General features: G+C 62.5%; 15 protein-coding genes. 7 read left to right on the top strand and 8 right to left on the bottom strand.

Going from position 1 to position 16,873, the window contains the following annotated elements:
* Position 1 precedes the first annotated feature (1 nt).
* A complete protein-coding gene (locus EJ077_RS20810) occupies positions 2–1,378 on the bottom strand; it encodes a TIGR03808 family TAT-translocated repetitive protein (RefSeq protein WP_208695877.1) in 1,377 nt (458 codons plus the stop codon).
* Positions 1,379–1,495: 117 nt separating this feature from the next.
* Here EJ077_RS20810 and greA point away from each other — a divergent pair, with 117 nt between their 5' ends.
* Positions 1,496–1,969 carry a transcription elongation factor GreA gene (gene greA, locus EJ077_RS20805; RefSeq protein ID WP_208695875.1) on the top strand — a complete coding sequence of 158 codons (474 nt, stop codon included), beginning with the start codon at positions 1,496–1,498 and terminating at the stop codon, positions 1,967–1,969.
* A gap of 303 nt (positions 1,970–2,272) precedes the next feature.
* Here the strand turns inward: greA and scpA are convergent, their stop codons facing one another.
* Both scpA and EJ077_RS20795 read right to left on the bottom strand, forming a co-directional pair.
* A complete protein-coding gene (gene scpA, locus EJ077_RS20800) occupies positions 2,273–4,393 on the bottom strand; it encodes a methylmalonyl-CoA mutase (RefSeq protein WP_208695874.1) in 2,121 nt (706 codons plus the stop codon).
* Positions 4,390–5,832, bottom strand: coding sequence for a methylmalonyl-CoA mutase subunit beta (locus tag EJ077_RS20795; RefSeq protein ID WP_208695873.1), 1,443 nt, complete (start codon positions 5,830–5,832; stop codon positions 4,390–4,392). The genes scpA and EJ077_RS20795 overlap by 4 nt, the downstream gene beginning before the upstream one ends.
* Positions 5,833–6,173: 341 nt before the next feature.
* Between EJ077_RS20795 and EJ077_RS20790 the strand changes: the two genes are divergently transcribed.
* The gene (locus tag EJ077_RS20790; RefSeq protein ID WP_208695872.1) at positions 6,174–7,715 is read left to right on the top strand and encodes a helicase HerA-like C-terminal domain-containing protein; all 1,542 of its coding nucleotides are present in this window, start codon (positions 6,174–6,176) and stop codon (positions 7,713–7,715) included.
* Between the two features lie 34 nt (positions 7,716–7,749).
* Here EJ077_RS20790 and EJ077_RS20785 read toward each other — a convergent pair whose 3' ends face one another.
* Together EJ077_RS20785 and EJ077_RS20780 are read right to left on the bottom strand one after the other, a co-directional pair.
* Complete coding sequence (locus tag EJ077_RS20785; protein WP_135883408.1) at positions 7,750–8,574, bottom strand: L,D-transpeptidase; 825 nt, start codon at positions 8,572–8,574, stop codon at positions 7,750–7,752.
* Between the two features lie 170 nt (positions 8,575–8,744).
* Positions 8,745–9,407 (bottom strand): haloacid dehalogenase type II, encoded by a 663-nt coding sequence (locus EJ077_RS20780; RefSeq protein ID WP_208695871.1) that lies wholly within the window; start codon positions 9,405–9,407, stop codon positions 8,745–8,747.
* 156 nt (positions 9,408–9,563) lie between these two features.
* Between EJ077_RS20780 and EJ077_RS20775 the strand changes: the two genes are divergently transcribed.
* The 4 genes from EJ077_RS20775 to EJ077_RS20760 all read left to right on the top strand — a co-directional run bounded on the left by EJ077_RS20775 (position 9,564) and on the right by EJ077_RS20760 (position 12,773).
* Positions 9,564–10,442, top strand: a complete 879-nt coding sequence (locus EJ077_RS20775; protein WP_208695870.1) for a branched-chain amino acid aminotransferase — start codon at positions 9,564–9,566, stop codon at positions 10,440–10,442.
* Positions 10,443–10,619: 177 nt separating this feature from the next.
* The gene (locus EJ077_RS20770; protein ID WP_056563640.1) at positions 10,620–11,216 is read left to right on the top strand and encodes a superoxide dismutase; all 597 of its coding nucleotides are present in this window, start codon (positions 10,620–10,622) and stop codon (positions 11,214–11,216) included.
* 159 nt (positions 11,217–11,375) lie between these two features.
* Positions 11,376–11,813 (top strand): c-type cytochrome, encoded by a 438-nt coding sequence (locus EJ077_RS20765; RefSeq protein ID WP_208695868.1) that lies wholly within the window; start codon positions 11,376–11,378, stop codon positions 11,811–11,813.
* 9 nt (positions 11,814–11,822) lie between these two features.
* Positions 11,823–12,773 carry a c-type cytochrome gene (locus EJ077_RS20760; protein ID WP_208695867.1) on the top strand — a complete coding sequence of 317 codons (951 nt, stop codon included), beginning with the start codon at positions 11,823–11,825 and terminating at the stop codon, positions 12,771–12,773.
* Here EJ077_RS20760 and EJ077_RS20755 read toward each other — a convergent pair.
* From EJ077_RS20755 to EJ077_RS20745, 3 genes are all read right to left on the bottom strand, one after another.
* Complete coding sequence (locus tag EJ077_RS20755) at positions 12,770–13,171, bottom strand: SET domain-containing protein (protein ID WP_127277815.1); 402 nt, start codon at positions 13,169–13,171, stop codon at positions 12,770–12,772. The genes EJ077_RS20760 and EJ077_RS20755 overlap by 4 nt on opposite strands.
* Before the next feature lie 152 nt (positions 13,172–13,323).
* On the bottom strand, positions 13,324–13,950 hold the full coding sequence (locus tag EJ077_RS20750) for a LysE family translocator (RefSeq protein ID WP_208695865.1): 627 nt from the start codon (positions 13,948–13,950) through the stop codon (positions 13,324–13,326).
* Between the two features lie 19 nt (positions 13,951–13,969).
* Complete coding sequence (locus EJ077_RS20745) at positions 13,970–16,069, bottom strand: S9 family peptidase (RefSeq protein ID WP_208695864.1); 2,100 nt, start codon at positions 16,067–16,069, stop codon at positions 13,970–13,972.
* Between the two features lie 309 nt (positions 16,070–16,378).
* On the opposite strand from EJ077_RS20745, the gene EJ077_RS32830 reads away from it, so the two are divergent.
* Positions 16,379–16,549, top strand: coding sequence for a hypothetical protein (locus EJ077_RS32830; protein ID WP_367142398.1), 171 nt, complete (start codon positions 16,379–16,381; stop codon positions 16,547–16,549).
* Positions 16,550–16,873: the final 324 nt, after the last annotated feature.

Here is a 16,873-nt window from a genome sequence, read left to right as displayed (position 1 = left end):
GTCAGCTCACGCGGTTGCGCTCGACGGTTAGATGCGCATAGCCGCTGCTGCTGGTCTGGGTGAGATCTGACGTCACCGGTTCGGCCCAGCGCTGGCCGACAACCGCCCCGTTCGACGCACCGTCGATGACATTGTCGGAGATGACGGCGGTGCCGGCACCCTCGACCACGCTGACGACGATGCCGGTGCCTGCCTTGCGGATGATGTTTCCCGTGGCCACGACATTGCGCAAATACGGCCCCCAGCCGATCGACATGCCGTAGAGCGGCGCGTTCTCGATGACGTTGTTGGAAGCAATGGTGTCGGCTTCGACGGCGATACCGACGCCGAAACCGGGCGGGTCGGCGGTGTAGGGGCCCGATGTCGACAAATTGCGCACGATGTTGCCGGAGCAGACACCCATGCGGCCGCCTTCGTTGAAGTTGACGATCGAGATGCCGTTGGCCGCGCCGTCGACGATGTTGTTGGAGATGACGGCGCCCTCGAACGAGAACTCGGAATAGACGGCGGTCTCGCCCGAGCGTGAGCAGGTGTTAGCAGATATCTGCAGATTGCTGGAACTATTGGCCCGGATCGCGGAGAACGCGCAGTCCGAAACCACATTGCCCGAGACGACGACATTTCCGGCGCGGAAGGCATTGATGCCGTTGCCGTTCTGGCCTGTACCGCCGCTGCGCGCGCCAATGCGTTCGATGCGATTCCCGGTGACCATGGTGCCGTCTTCCGCTGCTTGCCAGCGGTGCACCAGGATGCCGCCATTGGCGCAATCGGAAACGGTGTTGCCGGTGATTGCCAGTCCTCCGGCTTCGACGGAATAGATGCCGGCATCGGCAGCGCCCGATATGTCCGAACGCTCGATCCGGCCTACCGCATGTTCCAGCGCCAGCCCATTCTTGCCGCTGCCGGTTATCTGGCAATTGTCGACGACAAGATGCGCGACCCGGCGCAGGTCGAGCAGCCCTTGTGCGTAGTCGCCCATCGAGCGGTTCGCGCCATCGAAAACCAGCCCGCTGAGCTCGATATGGTCGGCCTGCTCTGCCATGAACAGATGGCCGTCGCCGCCATAGACGATCCGCGTCGCACCCGGCACGCCGGAAAGACGCACGCGGCCGGGCAGCGAGAGATTGGACACCACATAGGTGCCGGGCGGCAGGAAGATCGGCATATCGCGGCCATTCGCGTCGCGCAGCAGCTTGGCGAAGGCCTTGCTCTGGTCGTCAAACGTACCGGGCTGCACGCCGAGTTCAGCGGCATTGATCGAGCCGCGCATCGAGGCCTTCTCGATGCCGGTCAGGGTGGCGGCCGCCGCCTTGCCGAGCGCGAGACCCATTACGGCAAAGCCGGCGGACTGCGTCAGCAGCGTTCGTCTGTTCAACATCGGCACAGAATCCCAGTGTTCAGCCTCGACACCGCAGGAATCATGCCAGTCATTCGGCGCGCCTCTTCACAGCGGCTATGTCTTGCCGAGCAGCCACTCGGCGCCTAAGTTCAGGGAATGAGCAGAGCTTTTACCCGCGAAGAAGACAGCGAAAACGCCATCGCCGGCGTTGGCGAGCGGCCGATCAGCACGCACCGCAACCTGGTGACCGAGCACGGCCTGGCGCAGATCGAGGACAATCTGGCCGATTTGCGCGATATCATGGCGAAGGCGGAGCGGAAAGCCGACCGCGAGCGCATCGCGGTCGTGTCGCGCGACCTGCGCTACTGGACCGCGCGGCGCGAGAGCGCCGAGCTTTCCGTGCCGGAGCCCGGCAGCGATGTCGTCCGCTTCGGCATGGGTGTCACGCTGGAAAGTGATGACGGCAAGAAGGTGCACTGGAAGATCGTCGGCGAGGACGAAGCCGATCCGGCCAAGGGCAGCATCTCGCATGTCTCGCCGATGGCGGTCGCGCTGTTCGGCAAGAAGGTCGGCGACGTCGCCAGCGTCAACGGCAAGGAGTGGGAGATCGTCAAGCTCTCGGAGAGTTGACGCAAGGCCCGCCTACTTGGCCATCTTTTGCAATGCGGCCTCATACTGGTCCATGACATCACGAGCAGCGCGCATCTGCCGTTCGACGTCGTCACTTTTTACCGGTCTTAGAATGACGCCGTCATCGGTTTCGATGATCTGGAATTGATCGCTACTCGCATGTTCAGGTTGTCCAGCATTTCCTGCGGCAAGATCACGACACCTGATCCGTCGTCGAGCTTGCGGACAATAGTCTTCACGGGCCGTTACCCTTGGTTGCGTTCGCCACTGTGGCACAACCCATCCGGCGCTACAATGTTTCGCTCATCGCGCCAGCAGCCGATCCAGCAGCCTCTCGGCCGCTTCCGGAATGACCGTGCCTGGCGGGAAGATTTCCGCTGCTCCAGCCTTCAGCACTGCATCATAGTCCTGCGGCGGGATAACGCCGCCAGCCACGAGCAACATGTCGCCTCGGCCGAGCTTCTTCAGCGCGTCGCGCAACTCGGGGATCAGCGTCAGGTGGCCTGCTGCCAGCGATGAGGCGCCGATGACGTGGACATCGTGCCCGACGGCCAGTTTTGCGATCTCTTCGGGCGTCTGGAACATGGCGCCGACGGTGACGTCGAAGCCGAGATCGGCGAAGGCCGTGGCAATCACCTTCTGTCCACGGTCGTGGCCGTCCTGTCCCATCTTGGCCACGAGAATGCGCGGCTTGCCGCCGGTTTTCTTTTCGAAGGCATCAAGCTTGTCCCGCAGCCGGTCGACCACCGGACTGTCGCCGAGCGCCTTGCGGTAGACGCCGGAAATGGTCTGCACCGTGGCCACATGGCGGCCATAGGCTCGTTCCAAGGCGAACGAGATTTCGCCGACAGTGGCGTTGGCGCGCGCGGCGCGGATGGCGAATTCAAGAAGATTGTCCTCGCCTTGTGCGGCACGTGTGAGCGCATCGAGCGCGCTTTCGACGGCGGCGACGTCGCGTGTACCTTTCAGCCGTTGCAGCTTCGAGAGTTGACGGGCCCTGACCTCGGCATTGTCGATCTTCAGCACGTCGACCTCGATGTCGTTCTCCGGGCGATGCGCATTGACGCCGACCAGCATCTGCTCGCCGGAATCGATACGCGCCTGCGTGCGGGCCGCGGCTTCCTCGATGCGCAGCTTAGGTATGCCCTTTTCGATCGCCGCCGCCATGCCGCCGAGAGCCTCGACCTCCTCGATATGGGCAAGCGCACGCGCCGCCAGATCGTGTGTCAATCGCTCCAGATAGGCCGAACCGCCCCACGGATCGATGATGCGCGTGGTGCCGGATTCCTTCTGCAGGACAAGTTGCGTGTTGCGGGCGATGCGCGCCGAATGGTCGGTGGGCAGCGCCATTGCTTCGTCGAAGGAGTTGGTGTGCAGCGACTGGGTATGCCCTTGGGTCGCCGCCATCGCCTCGATCATGGTGCGGATGATGTTGTTGTAAGGATCCTGCGCGGTCAGCGACCAGCCGGAAGTCTGGCAATGAGTACGCAGCGACAGCGATCGCTCGTCTTTCGGCGCGAAATTCTTTTTCATCAGCGTCGCCCACAACAGGCGAGCGGCCCTGAGCTTGGCCACTTCCATGAAGAAGTTCATGCCGATCGCCCAGAAGAAGGACAGACGCGGCGCGAAACGGTCGATGTCGAGCCCTGCTGCGACGCCGGCGCGGGCATATTCGATACCGTCGGCGATCGTATAGGCGAGCTCCAGGTCGGCGGTCGCGCCGGCCTCTTGCATATGGTAGCCGGAGATCGATATCGAGTTGAACTTCGGCATGTTCTTCGAGGTGTAGGAGAAGATGTCCGAGACGATTCGCATTGAGGGCTTCGGCGGATAGATGTAGGTGTTGCGGACCATGAACTCCTTCAGAATGTCGTTCTGAATGGTCCCCGCCAAATCCTCCTGTGCGACGCCTTGCTCTTCCGCCGCCACGATGTAGAGCGCCATGATCGGCAGCACCGCTCCGTTCATCGTCATCGACACGGTCATGTCGCCGAGCGGAATGCCGTCGAACAACTGCCGCATGTCGAGGATGGAATCGATGGCCACGCCCGCCATGCCGACATCGCCGGCGACACGCGGATGGTCTGAGTCATAGCCGCGATGCGTGGCGAGATCGAAGGCAACCGAGAGACCTTTCTGGCCGGCGGCAAGGTTGCGCCGGTAAAAGGCGTTGGACTCTTCGGCGGTCGAAAAGCCGGCATATTGCCGGATCGTCCAGGGCTGCTGGACATACATGGTCGGGTAGGGGCCACGCACGAAGGGGGGCAGGCCGGGATAGGTGTCGAGATGCTGCAAGCCCTTGAGGTCGCCCTGATTGTAGAGATGCTTGACGACGAGGCCTTCCGGCGTCGTCCGCTGCCCCTTGACCTCGACAGGCGCGCGGCGCGGTGGCACCCAGCCGATCTGACTGAAATCCGGAATCAAGAAGCGGCCCCAATGGATTGATCGATGCGGACTGGAGACAGCGGATCGCATAGGACGACACCCTCGGTGAAGGCAGGTCGCCGTTCTGCGTCCAGCGTCTCGACCGGACGCTCGCTTTTCAACGGATAAAGCGTGGCGCCGACAATGGCCCGCTCGCCTGACTTGAAGGCAATGCCGCGCTGGGCGGCGGCAGTGCGGACGCGTTGCTGGATATGTCCGTCCCGGAGGCTGGAGAGCACGCCACCTTCTGCCTCGATCGCCTGCAATTCCGCCCACGCTGCTTCGCAAAGATCCGACGTCAGCGCTTCGACGGCACCGGAGCCATAGGCAGGATCGGCGACATGGTCGACATGGCTTTCATTGGCCATGATCAGCTGTGCGTTGCGCGCGACGCGGCGGGCAAAAGCCGCCGGCAGGCCGTGCGCGATCGTATGCGGCAGGATTGAGATCGAATCGGCGCCTCCCGCCGCCGCGGCGAAGCAGCCGATCGTCGTGCGCAGGATGTTGGTTTCGGGGTCCAATGCCGTCATCATGCGAAATGATGTCTCGGCATGGATGTTGGCCGTGGAATTTGGGATCGAGCAGGCCTCCTGCACCCGTGCCCACAGCCTGCGCAAGGCCCGCACCTTGGCCATGGACAGGAACTGGTCCTGGTCGACGCTGAGCGCGAAACCGATATGAGGCGCGGCATAGACGAGCGGCTGCCGCGCCTTCTCGAACATTCTCAGATACGAGACCGCCGAGGCCAGCATGATGCCGAGTTCCTGCGCTTCCGTGGCGCCGGCATTGTGAAAGACGCGACCGTCCGCCTCCAGGAGCACACCCGGAACGCCCATCGAGAAGAAATGCGCCAGCGATTGCGGCATCGATTCCTGCAGCGCCTCGATCGACATGCGCAGTCGGCCTGTGCCGGCGAGGACGGCCGCCGGATCAATGCCGAAGGAAAGGTTGAGCTTTGCCGGATCGGAGCGGCGCTTGCTCAGGAACGCCACCAGCCAGTCGGCCATGGGCCGGCTCCACGGGTGGGTATCGATGCGGATCTGGACCCTGTTGAGGGGCACGCCCTCCAGCACCGTCTCCAATGCCTGCGCCGTCCTCGGCAGACCGTAGCCGAACGCGTTCGGGGCACCTTCGAAGACGAGCGACAGTCCCGTCGCGCCTTGTGCAATGTCTTCCAGGGCCTGGCTCTTGGCGCGATCGACATCGGGGTCGTCGACGCGCTGGCTGACGATCCACGGCGATTGAGGATTGGCGCGCACGATCGGTTCGGCTCCGGTCGCGCGGTCATAGAGCGGCTCGACGCGGATGTTGTCGTCGGTGCGCGAGATCAGCTTTTCCTCGAAGGGCGCGCCGGCCAACGCCTTTTCCGCCAAGGCCAGCCATCGCTGACGCTCCGCATCCGTTGGCTCAACATCCCTGGTCAAGGCTCCGGCGCCCATTCATCGTCCTCGTTCTATGTGGCCGCACCAGCCCGGCCAGCGCAGTCTACGGTCCCCGGTCGGTTACCGCAATGCGCGTGCAAGGCCCGAATCCTACCCACCTGATATTCGATCCACCTGATATAGGTCGGCTTGCGTGGACGGACCATGGTCGATTGCCAAACACCATCGAAATTCGCAAGTTCCAAAATCCGATCCTGGCGATTGGTCCGATTTGGACGATTGGCCTGATTGGATGATCGGCCCCGCTTTGGACAATTGTCATTGTCGCTGTGCAACAGCCTCACTATACCTTCGGGCAAAGGCCGGCTTTAGGCACATCAGTTTGCGGAGACCGACATATGGCTGACGACACCAGTATTTTCATCGGCGCCAGCCGCAAGCCCGACGACAGCTATCAGCGTGCCGAAAATCTGCTGCTGCAATACGGCAACCGCCATGGCCTGGTGACCGGCGCCACCGGTACCGGCAAGACCGTCAGCTTGCAGATCCTGGCGGAGGGATTTTCCAGCGCCGGCGTGCCGGTCTTCTGCGCCGACATCAAGGGCGACCTTTCCGGCATCGCCATGATGGGCACCGCGCAGGATTTCCTGGTCAAGCGGGCGGAACAGGTGAAGCTCGACCCTTACGACTTCCAGGAATTCCCGGTCATCTTCTGGGATCTGTTCGGCGAGCAGGGCCACCCTATCCGCGCGACCATTTCGGAAATGGGACCGCTGCTGCTGTCGCGGCTGATGAACCTGACCGACGCACAGGAAGGCATCATGAACATCGCCTTCCGCATCGCCGATGAGGAAGGGCTGCTGCTGCTCGACATGAAAGACCTGCAGGCGCTGCTCGCCAACATTGCCGAGCGTGCAGAAGAGATCAGCGCCCGTTACGGCAACGTCACCAAGCCATCGGTGGGGGCCATTCAGCGCACGCTGCTGGTGCTGGAGCAGCAGGGCGCGGCAAACTTCTTTGGCGAGCCGGCATTGCGCATCGCCGACATCATGCGCACGACCCGCGACGGCCGCGGCGCCATCAGCGTGCTGGCCGCCGACAAGCTGATGATGAATCCGCGCCTCTACGCGACGTTCCTTCTCTGGCTGATGTCGGAGCTGTTCGAGGAACTGCCCGAAGTCGGCGACCCCGACAAGCCGAAGCTGGTGTTCTTCTTCGACGAGGCGCACCTCTTGTTCGACGAGGCGCCGAAGGTGCTGATCGACCGGGTCGAGCAAGTGGTCCGCCTGATCCGCTCCAAGGGCGTCGGCGTCTATTTCGTCACGCAGAACCCTTTGGATATCCCCGAAAAGGTCCTCGCCCAGCTCGGCAACCGCGTGCAACACGCGCTGCGCGCCTACACGCCGCGCGAGCAGCAGGCGGTGAGGACGGCGGCAGAGACCTTCCGGCCCAATCCCGATTTCGACTGCGCCACCGCCATCACCCAGCTCGCCACCGGCGAAGCGCTGGTCTCGACGCTGGAGGCCAAGGGCATTCCGTCGATGGTCCAGCGCACGCTGATCCGTCCGCCGTCGTCGCGGCTTGGACCCATAACCCCAGCCGAGCGGCAGAAGCTGATTGGGGAAAGCCCGGTCACCGGCCAATATGACCAGGTCATCGACCGCGAATCGGCGTTCGAGATGCTGCAGAAGAAGGCCAAGGAGGCGCAGGACGCCGAGGCTCAGCAGGCAGACACCGGCGGCTCGCGCTGGACCATTCCAGGCTTCGGCAATGACGATCCGGCGCCGCAGTCCGGCGGCAGGCGGGCGCCGGCGCCGCGCCCCTCCAATCGCCAGACGGTGGCGGAAGCCGCAATCAAGTCGGTGGTGCGCTCGGTCGGCTCGTCGGTCGGACGTGCGATCGTGCGCGGAATATTGGGCAGCCTGTCGCGGGGGCGGTAGGGTCGGGCAGCGGCGTTGCCGCTGCCCTGTGAGCTCAGAAGATCGCGTCCGTGACCGCTTTGACCGGGCCGAGCAGCACCGATCCATCCGGCACGCCGGCGTCGATCGGGATGGCCTTGTGGTTCGCCGTCGCCACCATGGGCTGGCTGGCGTTGCTGGTCACGATGACCGGGCTCTTCGACGGCACGCGGTCATACAGATCGATGATGTCCTGGTTCATCAGACGCACGCAGCCAGACGACACCGATTTGCCGATCGAACGCCATTCCGGCGAGCCGTGCAGGCGATAGAGCGTGTCCACATTGCCCTGGAAGAGATAGAGCGCGCGCGCGCCAAGCGGGTTCTTCAAGCCGCCGGGCATGCCGCCATTGTCGGCGCTGTACTGCTTCAATTCCGGCTGGCGGGCGATCATCTCATCCGGCGGCGTCCATTTCGGCCATTTCTGCTTCCACTGTACGACGGCGTCGCCCGACCATTCGAAGCCGGCGCGGCCGAGCCCGACACCATAGCGAATGGCCTGGCCGCCCGGGCGAACCAGATAGAGGAAGTGGCCTGTCGTATCGACGACGATGGTTCCCGGCTTCTGTCCGGTCGGGTCGGGCACGATCTGGCGCAGGAACTGCGGGTCGATCCTGTCGACAGGGATGGCCGGCAGATCGAAGCCGCCATCGTTGACCGCCGCGTACATCGACGCATAGTCGGCGAGCGGCGGCTCGACATAGGTTGGTGGCGGCGGCTCGGCTGGCCCCGGTCCGGTGGTTGCGCATGCCGAAACCGCGATCGAGGCGGCGCCCAGGGCTGCGGCGTTGAGAAAGCCGCGACGGCTCAGGCGATAGGATTCGATTTCGGTTATGGACATGGCTGCCTTCTTTAAGACTCAAATCGCAACAAAGCGTCAACACGCCGACGACGCCGCGGGTGCCTGACAACACCTGAGGCGATAGGCGGTTCCGATTCTGGCCCGAACGTGGACAAACAAAGGCGAAGCTGTGACTGCGCTGCCACTGTGGCGTTGGAGCCACAGGTCCGTTAGGCGCCGGATACGAGAGCCTCTAGCGATGGCAGGATCAGGGCCGGCGGCAAGTCCCGGTATTCCTCCGGCTGGTTGGAGCGGTTGATCCAAACCGTGCGGAAACCGAATTTGGTGGCGCCCGCAATGTCCCAGCGATTGGAAGACTGGAAGGAGACCGCGCCGGGATAGAGGCGCCAGCCGGTGGCGACCATGTCGTAGACCGCTGGGTCGGTCTTGAAGCGACGCACCGCATCGACCGAATAGACGTCGTCCAGGACCTGGTCGAGCGCCGCGGACTTGACCGCCGCGTCCAGCATTTCGGGCGAGCCGTTGGAGAGGATCGCCAGTCTGGCGCCCGAAGCCTTCAGCGCCTTCAGTACGGCCGGCACTTCGGGGTAACAGTCCAGCCTCCAATAGGCCTCCAGCAACTTTGCCTTGAGACTGGGATCGGCCGAAGGGACCTTGCGCAAGGCGAAGTCCAGCGCCTGTTCCGTCAACTGCCAGAAGTCGGCATAGGCGCCCATCAGCGTGCGCACCCAGGAGTATTCGAGCTGCTTGGCGCGCCAGATTTCGGACAGGAGCTGGCCGTCCGGGCCGATCGCGTCCGCATGGCGGCGCACGGCGGCGTGCACGTCGAACAGTGTGCCATAGGCGTCGAAAACATAGGCGGCGTATTGCATGGCAGCAGTTTTGAGGCGAGGCGGGACAAGGTGCAAGCCTTGATTGCATCGCCCCCGTCGCTGGCCTCAACAAAACTCCCTGATGATGGTTGACGAGGCCCGTCAAAGCATCTTCCAATGGCTGTCACACAAGATTGACCGGAACGGGAAAACGCGATGACACTGGCGGCAGCGGCGCAATCCGCGACATGGACTTTCGTCGATGGCGATTGGTACGAAGGCAATGTCGCCATTCTGGGGCCGCGCAGCCATGCCATGTGGCTCGGCACCAGCGTGTTCGACGGGGCCCGCTGGTTCGAGGGCGTTGCGCCCGACCTCGAACTTCATGCCGCACGCGTCAATGCCTCGGCGGTCGCGCTCGGCCTCGCGCCGAACATGACACCGGAGCAGATCGTCGGGCTGACCTGGGACGGATTGAAGAAATTCGACGGCAAGACGGCGGTCTACATCAGGCCGATGTACTGGGCCGAGCATGGCGGCTACATGGGCGTGCCGGCCGATCCCGCCTCGACCCGTTTCTGCCTGTGTCTCTATGAATCGCCGATGATCTCGCCGACCGGCTTTTCCGTGAGCGTGTCGCCGTTCCGGCGGCCGACCATCGAAACCATGCCGACCAATGCCAAGGCCGGCTGCCTCTATCCCAACAACGGCCGCGCCATCCTCGAGGCCAAGGCGCGGGGCTTCGACAATGCGCTTGTGCTCGACATGCTGGGCAATGTCGCGGAGACCGGAAGCTCGAACATCTTCCTGGTCAAGGACGGCCACGTGCTGACGCCGGCGCCCAACGGAACCTTCCTGTCCGGCATTACCCGCTCGCGCACGATGACGCTGCTCGGCGACTATGGATTCAGGACGACCGAAAAGACGCTTTCGGTGCGGGATTTCCTCGAAGCCGACGAAATCTTCTCGACCGGCAACCACTCCAAGGTGGTGCCGATCACCCGCATCGAGGACCGCGACCTACAACCCGGCCCGGTGGCCAAGAAGGCACGCGAACTCTATTGGGATTGGGCGCATTCGGCCTCGGTTGGCTGAGATGCCGGTTTGACCTTTTTGTCGCTGCGCGGTTGGCCGCAGGAAAAGCGTGTGACAGTTCTCGGGAACCCGCTTAGAAAGAGAGCCGACGCTTCACTTCCGGAGTTGTTCCAGCTCAATCCCGACCTATCTTACTCCGGTATCCACACCGGATTTTTCCACGAGGGAGTACTACCCATGGCTTTCGAATTGCCCGCTCTGCCCTACGACTATGAGGCTCTGCAGCCCTATATGTCGAAAGAGACGCTGGAGTATCACCACGACAAGCACCACAAGGCCTATGTCGATAATGGCAACAAGCTCGCCGCCGAAGCCGGCCTCGGCGATCTTTCCGTCGAAGAGGTGGTCAAGCAGTCGTTCGGCAAGAATGCCGGTCTCTTCAACAATGCCGCACAGCACTACAACCACATCCATTTCTGGAAGTGGATGAAGAAGGGCGGCGGCGGCAACAAGCTCCCTGGCGCGCTGCAGAAGGCTTTCGACAGCGATCTCGGCGGCTATGACAAGTTCAAGGCTGATTTCATCGCCGCCGGCACGACGCAGTTCGGTTCGGGCTGGGCTTGGGTTTCGGTCAAGGACGGCAAGCTGGCGATCTCGAAGACGCCGAACGGCGAAAATCCGCTGGTTCATGGCGCATCGCCGATCCTCGGTGTCGACGTCTGGGAGCACTCCTACTACATCGACTATCGCAACGCCCGGCCGAAATATCTCGAGGCCTTCGTCGACAGCCTGATCAACTGGGATCACGTTCTCGAACTTTACGAAAAAGCCTGACAGGCCTCCAGAAAAGCCCCGGCATCCGGGGCTTTTCTTTTGTGACGAGGTGCCGAGGAAGCGAAGGTCATACAAAATTCATGCTGGGAGAAGGGAATATTCCTCCCGCCACGTCCGTTAACGTCCTGTCCTGAATGCCTTCATCACGGAGCAAAATGAATGAGAAAGCTTGTCATCGCCATCTCCATGCTCGCACTCGCCGCGTCGGCGGCCTTTGCCGATCCGATCCTCGACCGGCAGGCTCTGATGAAGGAACGCGGAAAGATCGTTGGCGGCCTGGCGAAAGTGGTCAAGGGCGAGGAGCCCTTTGATGCCGCCGCGGTTTTGACGCAACTGCAGGCGCTGCAGGCAAATGCCGAGAAATTCGACGTAGAGGCCTTGTTCCCGAAGGGCAGCGATGCCGGCGACACCACGGCGGCACCAAAGATCTGGGAAGACATGGCCGGCTTCAAGGCCGCCGAGGACAAGTATCTCGCCGACGTCAAGGCCGCGATCGCGGCGGCTCCTGGCGATGTCGATGCGTTGAAGACACAGATCGGCACCATCGGCTCGGATTGCGGCACGTGCCACCAGGGCTACAGGGTCAAGAAGGGCTGATCACCAGCCATGGCTTGGCTGAGGAAACTCGTCGGCGCGGCCCTCGTTCTGGGCGTCGCCGGCGCGGCCGCCGGTTGGCTGCTGGCGGCGCCGGTCAGGCTTGATGCGGCGGCGCTGGCGCAACTCGGCCCCGGCGATGCTGCCCGGGGCAAGCGGATTTTTTATGCAGGCGGCTGCACCTCCTGCCATGCGAAACCTGGGTCGCAGGGCGATGCACGGCTTCAGCTCGTGGGTGGCCTTGAACTCAAGACGCCGTTCGGCACCTTCGTTCCACCCAATATTTCGCAGGACCCCAAGGACGGCATCGGTGCATGGTCGGTCGAGGATCTCGCCAACGCCATGCTGAAAGGCGTATCGCCCTCGGGTCATCATTTGTATCCGGCGTTTCCCTACGCGTCCTACGCGCGCATGAAGCCTTCCGACGTTGCCGACCTCTATGCCTTCCTGAAGACGCTTCCCGCCGTCGCCGGCAAGACGCCGGGCAATTCGCTGGCGTTCCCGTTCAACATCCGGCGTGGCATTGGCCTGTGGAAGCGCCTCTATCTCAGCGACCAGCCTGTCATTCCCCTGCCTGACGGCACTCCGGAACCCGTGACGGCAGGCCGCTACCTGGTCGAAGGGCCAGGTCATTGCGGCGAATGCCATACGCCGCGCGACTTGGCTGGCGGCACCAGGAAAGGCGAATGGCTGGCCGGTGCCGTGGCAGCCGAAGGCTCGGGCGTCGTGCCGAACATCACTTCGGGTGGGAGTGGCATGGCCAACTGGTCGGAAGCCGACATTGCCAACTACCTCGAAACCGGGTTCACGCCGGATTTCGATTCCGTTGGCGGCGCGATGGTCGATGTGCAGCGCAACATGGCCGAGCTGACGGCGGACGACCGTGCGGCGATCGCCGCCTATCTCAAGGCGATACCTCCGCATCCCAACGGCTATCCGCCGCGCAAGAAAAGCACGAACTAGTCTTCGGACTGCAGGTGTCGATCGCCGAGGAAATCGAAGCCCGTTTCGAAGAAATGGTTGTAGTTGCAGGTCATCTCCTCGCCGGGCGCGATGTCGCGCAAGGCGTAGGTTTCCTCGGGCGACGAGACATCGCAATTCGGCTCGTCGTCATGGTTCATGTAGCGGGCGTCGTCGGCTTCGAAGACGATGTAGGCCGGATCGCGCCGGTCGGGGTAGGAATAGCGGTCGAGATAGTTCTTCACCGGCCCGGTCTCGCCCTCATAGGTCTCGACGTCGATGATCCGGTCGAACCGGGGGTCGAGCTTCCAGACCAGCGTGCCCTTGGCAATGTGGTGCTTGGCAAACACACCGATGCCCTGGATCGGAGATTTGTCGAGATAGACGTCGACGAGCAGCATAATGGACCCTTGTGCGAGTGTGGGCTTCGTAGCCCGGAAAAGTCGTGCTTTGGGTAACGCGCGAGCGTCGCAATTGCGAGCGGAAATGAGCCGCGCGCAATTCAAAAAGTCATGATCGTCATGCCTGCCGGCAGACGCGCGGCTGCCTGACCTCAGCGCTGTTGCAGGGCCAGGCGGACGCCGAGCGCGCAATAGATGCCGCCGACAACCTTGCCCTGCCATTTCAGCACTGTCGGGTTTCGGCGCAGGAAACTGCCGAGCCTCCCCGCGCTCACCGCAAACACAACCGTGCTGAACAGGCCCAGCACGACGAAGATGATCCCCAATACGGCCAACTGGACCATCGCCGATCCGTTTTCGGGCCGCACGAACTGAGGCAGGAACGCGAGGAAGAAAAGCGCCGTCTTGGGATTGAGCACCTCGGTCAGGACAGCCTGTCGAAACGCCTTGCCGGCGGAGATTGCAAGCGCGCCGGCGGTCGGATCGGTCGGCGCTTTCTCGATGATGGCGCGAATGCCGAGGTAACCGAGGTAGGCCGCGCCGATATACTTCACGATGCTGAACAGCGTCGCCGATGTGGCGATGATCGCCGAGATGCCGACCATCGCCATGACGGTATGAAACACATCGCCGGCCGCGATCCCGGCGCCCGTGGCGATCCCGACCCTGGTTCCCGAACTCGTCGCGCGCGCGATCGTCAACAATGTGGCCGGACCCGGAATGAAGACAAAGCCGAACACAACCGCGATATAGGCTATCAATGTCGACAAATCGATCACCGCGGCGTTCCTCCGTTAGCTATGCCTTGTCCGTCACCTTCAGGGCGAAGGCATAGGTATAGGCGATCTCCTCCAGGCGTGAAAACCGGCCGGACGCGCCGGCATGGCCGGAATCCATGTTGATCTTGAACAGCACCGGATTGTCGCCGCTCTTGCGGTCACGCAGCCGCGCCGCCCATTTGGCCGGCTCCCAATAGGTGACGCGCGGATCGGTAAGACCGGCGAGCGCCAGGATCGGCGGGTAGTCGAGCGCGGCGACATTGTCGTAGGGCGAATAGGCGGCGATCGTCCGGTAATCGTCGGCCGACGCAATCGGATTGCCCCATTCCGGCCATTCCGGCGGGGTCAGCGGCAGCGTCGCGTCGAGCATGGTGGTAAGCACGTCGACGAACGGAACCTCGGCCACGATGCCGCCGAAGCAATCCGGCGCCATGTTGGCGATGGCGCCCATCAGCATGCCGCCGGCCGAGCCGCCCTGCGCGACGATGCGGTCATGCGCGGTATAGCGCTCGGCAACGAGGTGACGGGCGCAGGCGATGAAATCGGTGAAGGTGTTCATCTTCTGTCCCCGCTTGCCGTCATCGTACCAGCCATAACCCTTGTCCTTGCCACCGCGGACATGGGCAATGGCAAAGACCAGGCCGCGGTCGACGAGTGAGAACCAGTTGGTATTGAAGGCGGCCGGCACGGCAATGCCGTAGGAGCCATAACCGTAGAGCAGGCAAGGCGCGGAGCCGTCCAGCGGCGTGTCGCGGTGATGCAGAAGCGAGATCGGCACCAGTTCGCCATCGGCCGCGGGCGCCATCAGCCGCCTCGTGACGTATTGATGCGGGTCGTGGCCGGACGGCACCTCCTGGGTCTTGAGCAGCACACGCTCACGGGTGCGCATGTTGTAGTCGAACATCTGCGACGGCGTCGTCATCGACGAGTAGGAAAAGCGCATCATCTCGGTGTCGTATTCCAGGGACCCTGAAAGGCCGAGCGAGAAGGCTTCCTCGTCGAAGAAGATCAGATGCTCTTCGCCGCTGGCGCGGTCACGCACGACGATACGCGGCAGGCCTTCCTTGCGCTCGAGCCGGACCATGTGGTCCTTGAAGCCGATCACCGACAGGATCAGCCGGCCCGGTTCATGCGGCACCAGTTCCTGCCAGTTGGCGCGGACAGGATCGCTCGCTGGCGCCGTCATGATCTTGAAGTCCTTGGCACCGTCCGCATTGGTCAGGATGAAGAATATGTCGCCGCCTTCCTCCAGCTCATACTGAAGGCCGGTCTCGCGCGCCGACACCAGCTTCGGCTCGGCAAACGGATCGCTGGCACGCAACAGGCGATATTCCGAAGTCTCGTGATCGTTGATGCCGATCATGATCCATTGATTGTTGCGGGTCCCATCGACGTTCATGAAAAAGCCAGGGTCGGTTTCCTCATAGATCAGGCGGTCGTTTTCAGGGCTTTGGCCCAGGGCGTGGAACAGCACCTTCGACGGCCGGTGGTTTGGATCGAGACGCGTATAGAAGAACCCGTCATTGCCCGCGTCCCACACGCCCGAACCGCCGGTGGCGGGAATCTGGTCCGCGAGTTCCCTGCCATCGGCAAGATCGCGCACACGCAGCGTGTAGAATTCGGACCCCTTGTCGTCGAAGGCCCACAGCAGCTTGCGATGATCGGCCGAATGATCGACGCCGCCAAGCCGGAAATAGGCCTTGCCCTCGGCCTCGGCGTCGCCGTCGAGCAGGATCTGCTCGGGTCCGCCGTCGCGCGGCATGCGGAAATAGCGCGGCTGCTCGCCGCCAAGCTTGAAGGAAGACCCATAGGCATAAGGCCCGTCCTTCATGGGAACGGAAGAATCGTCTTCCTTGATGCGGCCCTTCATTTCCTTGAAAAGCTGCTTTTGCAGATCCGACGTGTCGGCCATCAGCGCCGACTGGTAGGCATTCTCGGCTTCGAGTTCGGCGCGGATCCCGGGATCGAGCAAGGAAGGGTCCCTGAACATCTCCTGCCAGTTATCCGCCCGCAGCCAGGCATATTCGTCGGTTCGCGTGATGCCGTGATGCGTATCCGAAACCGGCCTTTTTTCGGGGGCAGGCGGGTTGACGGCTGGAAATCGGGAAGTCCTGGTCATTGCGTCTCGCTCTGGAAATATCTTGAACCATGTATGAACACGCCGATCAGGACGGGTTCAAGAGCTGTTGCCTAGAGGTGGTGTCGGCCATGAGATGGCCGGGGGAGAGAAGATGACTGTTCGGTCTCGTATTGCTGCGGCCTTCGCCGTTGCTTCGTTGACTCTGGTCTTTGCCGGCCAGTCTCATGCGACCGTATTCGCGGCTTGGCAAGTGGCCAATGTGCCGTTCGGCGACACGCTCAATGTGCGCAAACATCCGTCGGGCATCTCCCAGAGCAGGCCGCATACCCGAACGGGACCGTCCTGCAGATGACCGGACGATGCGCCGGCGGCATGGATCTGCTTGATATTGGCGGCCAGGCGGCACGGAAACAGCAACAGGCGGTTCGCTATCGCTGGTGCGAAGTCGGGCATGACCCAGCCAAGAACGACGTCTTCGTCACCGGCTGGGCCTATGGCGGATACATCATGCCGTTTTGACCCCGGAGTGGCCTGCTTGATCGCGGAATGGTTTGGCAACCTGTGGTTTTGTGGACAGGTGTGAACAACCAAGCTTGCCGGTGTGCTCGTCAAGCAAACCGGAGCATTGAAACTTGTTTTGTGAGTTATCGCGAATGTAACGATTAGCTGACCTAACGTCAGCCTTTGTCCGTTTGGCGACCGAAATATCGAAAAATTACATGGTGCACGAAAGATTGAAGCTGATCCCGGAATAGTTGATCAACATTCATAAATATAATGCAAAGAACGAATTGACTTACTTGACGTGTGGTCGCATTGATGTCCCCGTGACACGAATCGCGG

Origin of the sequence: Mesorhizobium sp. M8A.F.Ca.ET.057.01.1.1 (assembly GCF_003952565.1) — a bacterium.
Taxonomy (GTDB): Bacteria; Pseudomonadota; Alphaproteobacteria; order Rhizobiales; family Rhizobiaceae; genus Mesorhizobium.
The sequence above is the reverse complement of the archived record's forward strand: the minus strand, read 5'-3'. Positions and strand labels throughout refer to the sequence as shown.